Origin of the sequence: Pontibacillus salipaludis, assembly GCF_014642405.1 — a bacterium.
Classification (GTDB): Bacteria; Bacillota; Bacilli; order Bacillales; family BH030062; genus Pontibacillus; species Pontibacillus salipaludis.
In genome coordinates, this window is sequence record NZ_BMIN01000029.1 from 1 (window position 1) to 14518 (window position 14518).

11 protein-coding genes are annotated in these 14518 nt (G+C 40.7%); 8 read left to right on the forward strand and 3 right to left on the reverse strand.

Annotation, left to right across the window (positions count from 1 at the left end; all coding sequences use genetic code 11):
• Positions 1-178 precede the first annotated feature (178 nt).
• Genes IEW76_RS20045 through IEW76_RS20075 form a run of 7 tightly spaced genes read left to right on the forward strand, consistent with a single transcriptional unit; the run spans position 179 to position 9440 of the window.
• A complete protein-coding gene (locus IEW76_RS20045) occupies positions 179-457 on the forward strand; it encodes a hypothetical protein (RefSeq protein WP_188656150.1) in 279 nt (92 codons plus the stop codon).
• A gap of 23 nt (positions 458-480) precedes the next feature.
• Positions 481-1872: an N-6 DNA methylase gene (locus tag IEW76_RS20050; RefSeq protein WP_188656151.1), complete on the forward strand. Its 1392-nt coding sequence runs from the start codon at positions 481-483 to the stop codon at positions 1870-1872.
• Entirely contained in the window at positions 1869-3152 is a 1284-nt protein-coding gene (locus IEW76_RS20055; RefSeq protein ID WP_188656152.1) for a restriction endonuclease subunit S, read from the forward strand. Before IEW76_RS20050 ends, IEW76_RS20055 begins: the two co-directional genes overlap by 4 nt.
• Complete coding sequence (locus tag IEW76_RS20060) at positions 3152-4702, forward strand: class I SAM-dependent DNA methyltransferase (protein WP_188656153.1); 1551 nt, start codon at positions 3152-3154, stop codon at positions 4700-4702. The genes IEW76_RS20055 and IEW76_RS20060 overlap by 1 nt, the downstream gene beginning before the upstream one ends.
• Complete coding sequence (locus IEW76_RS20065) at positions 4692-6035, forward strand: restriction endonuclease subunit S (RefSeq protein WP_188656154.1); 1344 nt, start codon at positions 4692-4694, stop codon at positions 6033-6035. Before IEW76_RS20060 ends, IEW76_RS20065 begins: the two co-directional genes overlap by 11 nt.
• Positions 6022-9129, forward strand: coding sequence for a type I restriction endonuclease subunit R (locus IEW76_RS20070; protein WP_188656155.1), 3108 nt, complete (start codon positions 6022-6024; stop codon positions 9127-9129). Before IEW76_RS20065 ends, IEW76_RS20070 begins: the two co-directional genes overlap by 14 nt.
• Positions 9130-9176: 47 nt before the next feature.
• Positions 9177-9440, forward strand: coding sequence for a helix-turn-helix domain-containing protein (locus IEW76_RS20075; protein ID WP_188656156.1), 264 nt, complete (start codon positions 9177-9179; stop codon positions 9438-9440).
• A 387-nt stretch (positions 9441-9827) separates the two neighbouring features.
• On the opposite strand, the gene IEW76_RS20080 is transcribed toward IEW76_RS20075, so the two are convergent.
• The gene (locus IEW76_RS20080; RefSeq protein ID WP_188656157.1) at positions 9828-10427 is read right to left on the reverse strand and encodes a recombinase family protein; all 600 of its coding nucleotides are present in this window, start codon (positions 10425-10427) and stop codon (positions 9828-9830) included.
• 329 nt (positions 10428-10756) lie between these two features.
• Between IEW76_RS20080 and IEW76_RS20085 the strand changes: the two genes are divergently transcribed.
• Complete coding sequence (locus IEW76_RS20085) at positions 10757-11227, forward strand: hypothetical protein (RefSeq protein ID WP_188656158.1); 471 nt, start codon at positions 10757-10759, stop codon at positions 11225-11227.
• A gap of 464 nt (positions 11228-11691) precedes the next feature.
• Here the strand turns inward: IEW76_RS20085 and IEW76_RS20090 are convergent, their stop codons facing one another.
• Together IEW76_RS20090 and IEW76_RS20095 are read right to left on the reverse strand one after the other, a co-directional pair.
• Positions 11692-11931 carry an AbrB/MazE/SpoVT family DNA-binding domain-containing protein gene (locus IEW76_RS20090; RefSeq protein WP_229721319.1) on the reverse strand — a complete coding sequence of 80 codons (240 nt, stop codon included), beginning with the start codon at positions 11929-11931 and terminating at the stop codon, positions 11692-11694.
• Between the two features lie 441 nt (positions 11932-12372).
• On the reverse strand, positions 12373-13146 hold the full coding sequence (locus tag IEW76_RS20095; protein ID WP_188656160.1) for a DUF3800 domain-containing protein: 774 nt from the start codon (positions 13144-13146) through the stop codon (positions 12373-12375).
• Between the last annotated feature and the right edge of the window lie 1372 nt (positions 13147-14518).

A 14518-nucleotide genomic window follows, 5' to 3' on the forward strand; every position in this document is an offset into this window, starting at 1 on the left:
TCACTTAATGAATTATTCTCTGTGATAGGCACACATCTGTGAAGATTGTTTTTTATTTCAAACCTTTTATAACGCGCCAATGATTATATAAAATTTTCATCTATATAAATGCGTCCAACAACAAGACCAACTTCTGATGAGCAAAGCAAAATAAAAATGGAAAGGAAACGTGATAGCAATGGAAGAGAAGTATTGGAAAGTGGTTTGTGGTTATGGGCATGTTGGTCAAAGAAACGAAGTCAGTGTGGCACGGTATTTGGTAACAGGGAAAGACGCAAAATTATTAGATGTCTACGCCCTGGCATCACAAATGCCAGGTGTAAAGCATCGAGGGGTACGTACAGCCCATCCGATTTCCAAAGAAGCATATATCAAAGGCAAGACAGAAGAGAAAAACAATTTTTACTTGCAGAAGTTAATGACTTTCCAAGAAGAGAATTCAAATCAAACGGCTTAATAAAGTCAGGAAGGAGACGAACAATGAAAGAAAAAATGTGTGTTTCACCATTTGAGGTAGCAAAGCATGTGAGGAACACAGGATTGCCGGTCATACAGCAGGAAGTAAAGACCGGTACCCGGAGGGCTGATTTTATTGGCTATACCGTAGAAGAGAACGGATCGCTCATCCCTCAAGTAGTTATAGAGGTCAAAGAAGCACCGAGCCTAGATGCACAGCGTCAATTAATGGACTATGCAGAGGCTTTTCAAACACCATATGCTCTCTTAGCTACTCCCACAGGGATGATATGGTTCGATACCAATACTTTTTTGCAGACTCAGAAGCCTTCATTCCAAAGCCAACGCGCCTTCATGACAGAGGAACAAGAAATAAAAAATCTATTCCTTGAATTACTCAACGATCTTCGAGGAGGAACAACGAGTGATCAATATTGGAAAATTTTCATCTATGGGCTAACCATTCGAGCTTATCTTCATGAACAATCCAGGCTGGAGGAATGGTTTTCAATTAAAAACAAAGATGACTTTAATCTGTTACTGACAAGTGCTTTAAACCATTTCACATCAGGTACTTCTCTCTCTATAATTCACTTACCTGAGGAAACCATCCTTCAAATGGTTTTAAAATTGGGGAATCTGCCCCCTACCCATTCCAAATATGGACTACTGATTATTGATTTGATTGAACGTAAAGGAGTAGCAGGGGAGTATATGTCTCCAGCAGCTATTCGGGAATTATACACTCAACTTGTAAAACAATTAAGCTTAAATAGTTCTTCCCATGCACTTGATATGACAGCAGGTTATGGGGGTGTTGCCTTGGCATTGATGGAGCAGAATTTAATTAAACAGTTAGATGCCTATGAATTAGATAACGAGACTTCCTATTACCTGAAGCTCCTTTCTTATATTAGTGACCTAAATAATCTTATGGTGCATCCCACAGATTCCTTAAAAGCTGCCTATAACCAGAGATATGACTTGGTTGTGTTGGATCCCCCTTTAGCAAAAGTGAAGGGCAGTACCCTGGAGTACCCATCGCTGGAATTAGCTAAAAATCGCGGACAATTATTTGCAGCTGAGTTATTTATAGAAAGAGGTTTGTCCTTATTAAAGCCCGGTGGTCATTTGATTGTGTTAGTCCCCGAGGGATTTATGTTCTCAAGTGCAACTAGTGCCCAAACTACTAGGGATTTCATCAAACAAGAAAGCATAATCGAAGGGATTATTAGTTTGCCGTCCCATACGTTGAAACCTTATACGAGTGTAAAAATGAATACATTAATTTTACGGAAAAAATCATCGAGTAATGAGGTGGGAGAGGAAGTCTTTTTAGCAAAGTGTGAAAAAATCGAACAATTCACCGAGGTAGGAGAGGCATTCGGTGAATGGAGAAGAGGTGCAAAAGAATGAAACCCTATAAGGTTATGCCCTATGCTGTACTGGAACGCGAAGATTGGTCGGTCGATTATTTAATGGCTTCTTTGGAAGAGAAAGCTGACAAAGGTATTCCCCTCCTTGAGTGGGTTAATATCAACCCTACACGCGTCGATAAAAAAGAAATCGAGAAGACAACAACTTATTCTTACCTTGACTTGAGCAGTATTTCCCATGAATATGGAATTATATCCAATCCAAAAGAGGTTCTTGGAGAAGATCTTCCTGCCAGAGCAACTTTGAAAGTACAAGAGGGAGATATCCTGTTGTCCTCGGTTCGCCCAGAGCGAAACCACGTTGCTGTGGTTGATGAAACATTCGATGGTTGCATTGTGAACAACACCTTTTTTGTACTTCGTCCGAAACAACGAAACCACACAGAACTATTGTATTTTGTATTAAGAAGTAATGATGTCAACGAACAGCTGAGTTTGTTAGCACGAGGGACAGCGATCCCTACGATTCGAAAAAAAGAAATCGAATCTTTTCAAATCCCTGATATAGAGACGACTTCTGAAAACCAACAAGTGGCCCAAACATTATATAAGGACTGGATATTCAAGCAACAGAATCAGCAATCCGTTCAAAGTATTGTAGAAAAGCGATTCATAGAACACGGGATTATCCAAACAGAAGAGAACTCCGACCTCCCGGACCCTTTATATACAACTGTTCTCTCCGATCAAGTAGAGGCCACCCGGAATTTGAAAGATCTTCTTCTTAAAGCTCGTTCCGGTGCTGCCATTTCTTCAAAGGAGTACCAAGAAGAAGGAATTCCTTATATTCGTATTAGGGATATGACCGGAACCAGCGTTTCGATGGAAGAAGGAGTATATATAAACGAGGCAACCGCCGAAAACAATGCTAAAGGAAAGGTTCAAAAAGGCGATGTATTGGTCTCAAGAGTAGGAACTGTAGGGAAAGCTGGATTCGTATCCGACGAATTAGAAGAGGCTGTGGCAAGTCAGCATATCAGTATGTTACAGGTTAACCAAGATCGACTGAATCCTTTGTTCCTTCTCTATTATTTAAACACCTCTTGCTCGGTCGACCATTTATTGAAACTCGCTTCCGGATCGGTACAAAAATTCATCCGGTTAAAGGATATCAAAGAACTTCCGGTTCCTGTTCCAGATTTGAAGTTGCAGGAACAAGTGGTACAGGAGATCGAGAGACAAATAACCGAACAGAGCAATGATTCACTAAAAGATCAAATTCATGATTTCACAGAAAAACTATTAAATAAAAGCAATTAATGGAGGGATTCACCTTGGCTAAACAAGAAACAGGTGCAAATATCGGATACGAAGAAAAGCTATGGCAAATGGCCGACAAACTAAGAGGAAGCATGGACGCTGCTGAATATAAGCACGTCGTGCTCGGCCTCTTATTCTTAAAATACGTTTCGGATAGCTTTGAAGAATTACATGCCAAATTAAAAGAAGAAGAGTATGCGGACGAAGAAGACCGTGACGAATACTTGGCCCAAAACATCTTCTGGGTACCGAAAGAAGCCCGTTGGTCTTACCTTAAAGTGAATGCTAAGCAGCCAGAGATTGGTCAAATGGTCGACGCTGCGATGATTGCAATAGAAAAAGAAAACGAATCCTTAAAAGGGATTCTCCCTAAAATCTATGCGCGACCGGATCTCGACAAACGACGCTTGGGCGAAACGATCGATTTATTTTCTTCTATTCTTGTAGGAGATAAAAAAAGCAAAGCTAGTGATGTTCTAGGTCGCGTTTATGAGTATTTTCTCGCTCAGTTTGCAAGTGCTGAAGGGAAGAACGGAGGAGAGTTTTATACACCTAGTTCTGTTGTTCAATTACTCGTTGAAATGATTGAACCCTATAAAGGACGCATTTATGACCCTTGCTGTGGTTCAGGTGGAATGTTTATTCAAAGTGAGAAATTCGTGGAGAATCACCAAGGAAAATTAGGAGACATCGCCGTTTACGGGCAAGAATCCAACCCTACGACCTGGCGCTTGTGCAAGATGAACCTTGCTATTCGTGGCATTGACAGCAACCTTGGCGGTGAACATGCCGATACCTTCCATAGGGATTTGCATAAAGGTCTGAAGGCAGATTATATCCTAGCTAATCCTCCGTTCAATATCAGTGACTGGGGAGGAAATCGTCTGTTAGAAGATGCCCGTTGGAAGTTCGGGATTCCTCCAGAAGGAAACGCCAACTATGCTTGGATCCAGCACATGGTCTCGAAATTGGCCCCATCTGGAACTGCTGGTTTCGTCTTAGCTAACGGCTCGATGTCGACAAGTCAGAAAAGTGAGTTGGAAATCCGAAAAAATCTTGTCGATAGCGACCTCGTTGAATGCATCGTCACGTTACCGGGGCAGCTATTCTATTCGACTCAAATCCCTGTCTCTATATGGTTCGTTACACGTAATAAGGCAGCCAGAGGGCAGCGAAATCGTAAAGGTGAAACGCTCTTCATAGATGCACGGAAACTAGGGTTTATGGCGGACCGTACCCATAAAGAGTTTTCGAGTGAAGATATCAAAAAAATCGCCGACACCTTCCATGCGTGGCGCGGCACAAATGATCAGGAATATGAAAATGTGCTCGGGTTCTGCAAATCAGCGATCTTGGACGAAATTAAAGGCCATGAGTATGTCTTAACACCTGGACGGTATGTGGGACTGGAAGAAGCAGAGAAAGATGGCGAGCCATTTGAAGATAAAATGGAAAGGTTGACGGGTGAATTGGCGGAGCAGTTTGCGAAGTCGAAGACGTTGGAAGATGAGATTCGTCTAACATTGAGGAGGGCTGGTTATGGAGTATAAATGGCCTGAGGTCAAGATTGAAGACATAATTTCAAATAAAAAAAATGCCGTTGCAATGGGACCTTTTGGTTCTAGAATAAAAACAGAAAACTTTGTAGAAACTGGGGTACCTGTCATAAAAGGGCAGAACTTGACTAGTATATGGCTGAATGAAAATGAATTTAGTTATTTAACAGAACAAAAAGCCGAAGAGCTGAAGAGCAGTTTAGTGGAAAGAGGAGATTTAGTTTTCACTCACAGAGGCACGTTAGGTCAAGTTGGTTATATACACGAAGATTCGAAATTTCTTAAGTATATAGTGTCACAAAGTCAAATGAAACTTAGTGTTGATAAAAGTAAAGTTAACCCTTTATTTTTATACTATTTTTTCAAATCAGATTTGGGACAGTATAGATTACTTGTGAATAAATCACAGACAGGAGTTCCTGCAATAGCTAGACCCACTAATTCCTTGAAAAATATAAAGTTTCCTATGCCCCCTTTAGAAATACAAAGTAAAATCGCAAATGCTCTAGTAAAATTTGACCAAAAAATTGAGCTGAACAATAAAATGATTTCAAATCTTCAGGAAATTTCTCGCACCTTATTCAAACGTTGGTTCACCGATTTTGAATTCCCGAATGAAGAAGGGGAGCCTTATCGTTCCAGTGGCGGAAAGATGATTGAAAGTGAGATTGGATTGATTCCTGAAGGTTGGAGTATAACTAAACTGGGCAATATTGGTGCTACAGTTTCGAAAGGAACTACCCCTACCAGAAAGGATATAGATAATGCTATAGATGAATCAGCAGTAGACTTCATAAAAGTGAAAGATATTTCTGACAATGGAGTTATTAATTATAAAAACACTCAGAAGATCCCTTTGAGTATCCACCAAAATAAATTAAAAAGGTCTATATTAAAAGAAAATGATATATTGTTTTCAATCGCAGGAACTATTGGAAGAGTATCTTATGTAAATAAATTAAAAAAAGAACGTAATATTAATCAAGCAATTGCCTTTATAAGATTGTCAGATCCAATGTATTTTAATTTGGTTTATCAACTTTTAAAAACTAGAAATGTTCAAGAGGACGTGAAATCGAAAGTTGTTCAAGGGGTCCAAGCCAATGTAAGCTTATCGATTTTAAAGGATATCAGAGTACCAATCCCTTCACATCAGCTATTAAAAATTTTTAATGAGAGTCTTGATAGCAGCTTTAAACAGGCAGAGGAGTTAAAAACTCAAATAGATACCCTTAGTGACCTGAGAGATACATTACTCCCTAAACTTCTATCCGGTGAAATAGAACTAAATGATGAAAGTGAGGTGCTAGACGATGCCTTGGTTTAACGAAGACGAACTGGAACAGGCAACGCTCGAATGGTTTGAAGAATTGAATTACGAAATTGCTCATGGACCGGATCTTTCCCCTGAAGGGGGAGATCCGGAACGCCATGATTATCAAACAGTAATTTTGGAAGATCGGTTATATGCTGCCTTAGCTACGATAAACCCCCAGGCAAATCCTGATCAATTGGAAGAAGCCATTCGGCAGTTAAAGACAGCGAAGCACCCGTCCCTTTTAATGAACAATCGGGACTTTCATTGTTTTCTTACGGATGGGATTGATGTCACAACAAACCGTGCTGGAGAAGAGGAACGAACGGAGAAGTTATGGGTGTTGGACCCCGAGAACGTAGAAAACAATGATTTTCTGGTACTCAATCAATTTACCGTGGTTGAAGGACGAAACAATAAGCGTCCCGACGTCGTAGTGTTTGTGAATGGATTGCCTGTCGTCGTATTCGAATTGAAGAGCTCCTCCGATGAAAGCGTAGGCATTTCAGAAGCCTATAATCAACTCCAAACCTATAAAGCTACCATTCCAACGCTTTTTCAAACCAACGCCTTCATGGTGATCAGTGATGGTGTAAATGCCAGGGTTGGCACCCTCACTTCTAATGAAGAATGGTTCACATTATGGCGAACCATCGATGGCGAGACCATTGCGCCAAATAACATTCCTCAAATCGAAGTACTTATCCGTGGGATGTTTCAGAAAGAAACGTTACTAGATATTATTCAGCATTACATTCTGTTTCAGGAAGATGATCAAGATTTAATAAAAATCCTCGCAGCGTATCACCAATACTATGCCGTGAATAAAGCCGTGAAAGAAACAGGTCGAGCTATTGCTGAAGAAGGGGACCGTAAAATTGGCGTCATCTGGCATACACAAGGATCCGGAAAAAGCCTTTCGATGGTATTTTATAGTGGAAAGCTTGTACTAGGAGCAGACAATCCTACAATTGTGGTGTTAACAGACCGGAATGACTTGGATGAGCAACTCTACTCCACCTTCGGAAAGTCTTCTTCGATTCTTAGACAAGAACCAAAACAAGCCACTTCGAAAGAACACTTGAAAGAACTTCTTTCCGTCGATTCAGGAGGGATTGTATTTACCACAATGCATAAGTTCGCTCCTGAAGGAGAAGAGGAATCATTAGAAACGTTTACTGACCGAAAAAATGTGATTGTCATTGCGGATGAGGCCCACCGTTCTCAATATGGATTCGAAGCCGAAGTGCGTAAGAGTAAAAAATCAGCCAGATTGAAATACGGATTTGCCAAATACTTACGAGATGCTTTACCCCATGCTTCTTTCATTGGCTTTACCGGAACTCCTGTAGAGCTAGAGGATAAAAACACACCAGCTGTCTTTGGTAATTATATTGATGTATATGATATGACCCAAGCCGTGGAAGACGGGGCGACCGTCAAAATCTATTACGAAAGCCGTATTATTAAATTAGATATGCCAGAAGATGAAGCGACGGATATTGATACAGAACTCGATAACCTAACCGAAGACCAGGAGTTTGATGAACGGGAAAAACTGAAATCAAAGTGGTCCCGATTGGAAGCGCTAGCAGGGGCAGAGTCACGCGTACAACGATTAGCAAAGGACATGGTCGATCATTTTGAAAGTCGACAAGAAGCCATGTTCGGGAAAGCCATGGCAGTTGTTATGTCCCGTCGGATTGCCATTGATCTTTACAAAGAAATCATCAAACTTCGTCCAGACTGGCATAGCGACGATGACGATAAAGGGGCCATCAAAATTGTTATGACCGGAAACTCCAGTGATCCTGAAGATTGGCATAAGTACACAGGGAATAAACGGAGAAGAGAATACCTGGCTAAGCGAATGAAAGACAACAAAGACCCATTAAAATTCGTTATTGTACGAGACATGTGGCTCACTGGTTTTGATGTTCCGTCTATGCATACGATGTACATTGATAAACCGATGAAAGGCCACAATCTCATGCAGGCTATCGCCCGAGTGAACCGTGTTTTCCGAGATAAACCCGGAGGGTTAGTAGTCGATTATATTGGCTTTGCCGATAACCTAAAAGAAGCACTAAAACAATACACGGAAAGCGACCAAAAGAATGCGGGTGTCGATACAGATCTAGCAGCAGAGATTATGCAAGAGAAGTATGAACTACTGCAGAATATGCTACATGGTCACGATTATCAGAAGTTCTATTCCGAGAAACAAACTGAGCGTATGCAAGCCATTATAGAAACCGTCGATTATGTGCTCGGCCTTGGAGAAGAACGAAAGAAAGACTTTGTTCGCCTTGTGACTGAATTATCCAAAGCTTATGCTTTGTGTGCCACAACCCCTCAGGCACAGCAGTTAAATGAAGAGGTTGGCTTCTTTAAAGCGGTAAAGTCCGGAGTAATAAAGCTGTTACCGGAAGGAAAAAAGAAAAAGACGGGCAGCCAAATAGACTCTCAAATCAATCAATTAATTTCGAAGTCTATTATTTCAGAAGAAGTAGTAGATATTTATGGCTCCTTAGGTCTTGAGAACCCGGATATCTCCATTCTTTCAGACGGGTTCTTACAGGAAGTGCAGGCTATTCCTCAAAAGAATGTGGCCGTTGAGCTATTAAATCGATTGCTACAAGGAAAAATCAAGAATATCCAACGTAAAAACCTGGTTCAGTCCAAGAAATTCTCTGATCTATTAGAAGACGCTCTGAATAAGTACAATAAGAGAACAATCGAAGCTTCAAAAGTCATCGAAGAACTCATTGAACTCGCTAAGGAAGTTAACGCGGCCTACAACCGGGGTGAAGAATCCGGGTTATCAGATGATGAAGTTGCTTTCTACGATGCCTTATCAAACAATAAATCAGCAGAAGAAGTAATGGGAGATGAAACACTCAAAGCCATCGCCCATGAGCTGACGAAGTCCATCAAAGCGAACATGAGCATTGACTGGAACTTACGTGAGTCGGCAAGAGCTAACATGCGTATAACTGTAAAACGCCTCTTGAAAAAGTATGGTTATCCACCTGATCTGCAGCAAATGGCGATTGATACCGTTGTTCAACAAGCTGAGTTAATGGCGAGTAACGAGAGTTATTAGATTCTTGAAAAAATCTTTAAATCAGAAGTTTGGGGAGGTTGAAAACTATGGGTACAACAACGTTTGGACAATACATTAAAGATAAACGAGCAGAAAGAAATTTAAGTCGTTCGGAAATGGCACGGAGAGTAGGAATTACACCACAATATGCTATGGGAATCGAAAGAGGACAGGTTATTCCAACGGAAGATAAAATTGAAAGACTAGTCGAAGTCCTTGAAGCAAATGAAAAGACTGCTTTTAAGTTGGCTGATAAAATACCTACTCGAATTTTTGAGGAAGCAAAAGCTAACTATTTTAATAAGGCTTAACTTATGTGAATTAAATTGAATCACAAGTATTAAGTTGTTCAACCGTGTTCTAATGACCCCCCTTTTCCTTTGAAAAGGAGCAGGGTCAACCTATGAATTGCCCCAGGAACTGACGAAGTCTATTTCTAAACAGAGCCTACAGAAGCAGAAAGTAGTATACTTGCTAAGTTGATGGTTAGTTATGTGAGTTAAAGTAGTATATAAACTCCCATGTAAAACCGTGTTCTCGTGACCCCCTTTTTTCTCTTCCTATTTCACGGGGGGGGGGGATGTACAACTACGTATAGAAATCACGCTAAGTAGATACCGATAAATTGTTAAGTGGCTACACTAACAAAGCGATCATCATACGATGATCGCTTTGTTGCTTTTATTGGTTTATAAAGGTTAACTCTCCACCTGTTTCACAAGCTTATAAAACGTAGTTTTTTTAACATCAGATTTTTTCATAGCCTCCGTTGCAGTGATGCTTCCATTCTTCCATTCATGATAAGCTTCCACAAACGCCTCGGTAATTTGTGCATTCGGTCGACCGAACTTCTTTCCGTTCTGCATAGCCAAATCAATACCTTCACGCTGTCGCTTTCGAATACGATCACGCTCTTCCTGAGCCATCCAAGAAAGGATCTGTAATACAAGATCTGCAATAAAAGTTCCCATACTATCTTTATATTGGGTCGTATCGAGTAAGGGCATGTCCAATACAACGATATCAGCCTGAAGTTCTTTTGTGATGGTGTTCCATTCCTGTACAATCTCCTCTTTGTTGCGACCAAAACGATCGAGGGAATGAATATAAAGTAAATCCCCCGGCCGAAGAATTCGTTTCAGGAGCTGGTACTGTTCTCTCTCAAAGTCCTTGCCACTCACTTTATCAATAAAAATATCACGTTTATGTATCCCTTTTTCGTTCATAGCAGCAATCTGACGTTCTTCATTTTGATCTTTACTGCTTACTCGTATATATCCGTATTGTCTACTCTCCATATTAAGGGGACACTCCTTTTCCTTTTTCCCTCCTTCAATTATATCCATTCCGTTCGTAAATGTATACAAAATAAACCGAACGTTCGCGATTAAATCAAATACCTTTACGAACGTTATTTCATCATCAATTCTCTTATTTCTTCGAGCGTTCGTAAAAGTGTACTTTTGCGAACGTAATTATAATTAGTCAGCTAAATCATTAATTAGTAAATATATCCACTTATGTTATATTTGATTTACTACATACTTAACTAGTGATTACATAAAGGACTAGACCTACCGCAAATGTATCAAGTTATTAGTTAAGATAAAATTGAGGAGGAAGATAGATGAGAGAGAATTTAGTAAGTTATAAGACTGGTGGATGGTGTTACTACGGTACTAACACTATTCAGAGTCCGGCATTTGAAGAAACAGATAATATAGGAAAGTTTATGACGTTTGGCCACGGTGATATTTCATATGAAATGCAAGAGTTAATATTGAAAGCAATAAAACAAGACATTACCCCATTAATTAAACACACAGATCTTGATATGACTCATCTTAACCCACATTCAAAAGATGGCTCATGGGTGGTTATCTGGTATTCTACTGATGAAGAACAAGCGCTTAAGGGTTTAGCTAAGTTTTTGATTGACCATGAGTTAGTACCAAAAACTAAGTCTGGTAGATACTATAATATTTCATTTAAATATGACCAACAAACTCGAAATGATGAATATGGTGAGAATTTTAAATCATCTATTTCTATGGGGGATATAATTGATTTAAATACTGGAAAGTTCCATAAAGTTTAATCGAAACCACAGTGCTCAAGTGGGGGATCTTGAGATTAATTACTCATGAGAGTAGAGGATTTTACTTGTACAAGCAGGTGCGAATGTTTTTATTTAGCCCTGTGTTGGATTTAAATAAGCTTTCTTGGATCATAGTTCAATTCATTGCAACAGAGCGGTCTCCTAAAACGAACCAATTGAAGAGTCTAAGAAATTGCGAAAGCAATAATACAAAGATCACCTAAACAAGTTCCGAAAGTTTACATCGAATTCTGTGACTGCACCGTCCATCCATAATTATAAGTCCCATTTAGTAGAGAAATTATCTACTCCATTATGTTCGGAGTTGCTACTAAGTATAATTATTGTTGATATACAATCTAACTCAGATGAAGCTCAAATATGGGCGAGCACCTGCTTGTCAAAGCCAAGATGCATATCCATGTCTTAAAAGCAGATCTCGCCCCTTTTGGAAAAGCCTAAGCTCAAATGAACTCCTTCCCTGTCGACTTCCCAAAGTCATAATCCAAGTGAGGATTAGGTTTACCTTTTGCCTTTTCTAACAAACCCTCTAAGGTTGGCTTGGTTTTCACAGGTTTAATAACCATCTTTCCATCGAGAAGCTGTAGTTTGACTTCAGATCCATTTACTATCCCTAAATTCTTTGCGAATTCATTAGGAATACGAACCGCCAAACTATTGCCCCACTTTTGAACCGTCGCCATATAGTACACTCCTTTCATTTTACTTGAATAAAACCTTACATTTTTATCATTAATTTCATTGTATCAACTCGTTACTACAAAAGAGATAGATATTATAGTATAACTTTAAATAAAAAGAGTCGCCCTTCATAATGAAAGGCGACTCTTCCGTCCAGAATTGTATAATACGGATGATGAAAGTCATAAGCATAACTTTCCGTGATTTTACTCACGTGCAAAAGCAACATCCTTCAATTCTTTAATTTCAATTCTATTCAACTTTAGAAAAAGTATTCAGCACAAAACAATAAAGGGGTTGTATGCTACAGACAACGAGACCGGGCGTTCCGATCTACCACGCGATTAAGCATGTGTGTTGAGTCACAATGTCCTTCAATCCCTTTATAATTGAATTATAACATACTTGTTTGCGGTGTAAATAAAAAACTAATTGAATATATGTTATGGCATTACTTTCACCCCAAACCTCTCTCTCTTTTGCAAACCGCCGTCATATCTTGACTTACGAGTTACGTCAGAAATACTAAACTTATGTTTTTTAAATCCAGCAGCCTTTCTAGCGAAAGTGTTAGGAACAAAATCAGCTACTTGTAATCCAGCATTATTTTCAGTTTTATCCGGAAATTCAATTTCCCCTAAATGCTTTTGCATCGCAAAAGCATTTACGTACATAGACCCCATAGCTTTTACGTGGTGATAATGCATTCTTACTTTAGCATTCGGATCAAGGTCTCTGCTTTCATAAAATACCTTGCCGTGCCCTTGAACACTCTCCAAAAAATGACAGTAATTCTCTAGAATCATTTGCATTGCAATAAGGTAATTATGAGAACTAATATCCTCTTTATAATATGAACTGAGATCATCCATTTTTATTACAGCACCAACAACTGTACAAGATGTATCCTCAACTATGTTCTCTAAACCTTTATAGAGCTTACGAACAGCTCCATTTCTTCTAAAGATTCGATACTCTGGTTTAGCTTTTCTCACATTTATTCTACTTTTTTCAACCTCTTTTACTTCCTTCTCGTGAAGTATTAGGCTAGTCGGATTAGGCTGATCTTTCCAAATATCTCTTTTTAAAGAATCCAAAGAACTTTCTAATTCAGGTACATCTTTCTCTTTTACGATGATACCAGCAAGGCAAAAAACTCTATTGGAACCATTATAATGAGTCTCACTTTCATCCAAATACAAATGATAACGCTCCAAACAATTCCCCTCTTTCTCTCCTATGTTAAAAGTTAGCCTCGCAGAGCTAACAATTCCTTTTAGAATCACAACAAAATAGTCATTACTCTCTTTATTTTAGCACTTTTTACCTTTTAGATCAGAGTGAAGTGACCTCATAATTCGTTTAAATAAAGTGAAAATACACCGTAGATAACCACACCGGCGTACGTACAGAGATGCCTTTCGTGTGTGTACGAACAAAGCGGCGGAGCTTTGTGCAGGGAACAGACGGATCAGGAAGGGTCTTTTCCCCGAAACGGAGACAGTGATCCGGATGGATCGCTGCGGGAGTGAAGGAGCGATTTGGCCCTTGATCTTAAACTAGAAAGCGACGGGTAGGAGCTTTCGAATGAGCAGTCCTGGAGCGCAAGCGAAAGGACCAAGAACAGGGACGCGGAGCGTTCATGTTCGCCGTAAGGGAGACGGTCAGCTATGCTGACTGACAAACACCCGGAGGGTGGCTTGTCATACGTCTCCCTTATGCTCTTTCCCCTACACGTTACGAAAATCCGCCTCCCCGAGCGAGTACCGCACCGAGCCAGTCGTGCCAAGGGATACAGCATATCGAGGCGATGCCAACCCAGAATCCGTCACGGATTCTACCTCGGATAAACCGCGCCGTTAAGCGAATCGCAAAATCCGCCAGGCTCCATCAGGCGCGATTGGCGTATGACGCGTCCGTCAACCCCTTTCGGCGCGAATTCCGTCCCGAAAGCGACAGCAGAGGGACGTGTTTTCGCGCCGGAGTTGCGGTGCGGGATTCGTGCTCAGCTAGACGTGCAGGGCGTGGCGAAGGATGCCCGGAACGGCCTATTTATGACGATGAGAAAGACGGGGAGTTACCGAGAAAAGGGTGTAGGGGAAGCTGTCAAAAAAGACGATAGAGAAGCGGAGCGGATCGTCAGAAGAGACCTTCAAGAAAGGTTCCTGGAGGACGACAGCGCGGACGACGCGAGGCGGTTGTATGCCACAAAAAACGATCTTGTACGTACGAAGTACAGGCTAAAAAAGTCCACAAGAACCACCGAGCGGAGGAAGGCTCCGCGCTGTTCGGACGTAAGGATCTTGCGTGAATTCAGGGCGGGAAGCCCGGAGCGGTTATACGAGCGACAGCGAGAGAAGGCAGGCGAAACCACCGACGGGCGCGGGACCCGCGCAGAAGTCACGGGTTGCCCTTGAAACGCTGTCAGGAGAGGGGTTTAAAGGGCTTAGCTGACCGAAAAAAAGAACCGTTATCCCATATAGGGATAACGGTCCGGGGTTCACGGTGCGTCAGGCGAAGAGAGGTCTGGTATTTAAAAGAGAAGCGGGTGTGTCTGTTGGGCGAAAAGATCCGGCCATTTCAGTTACG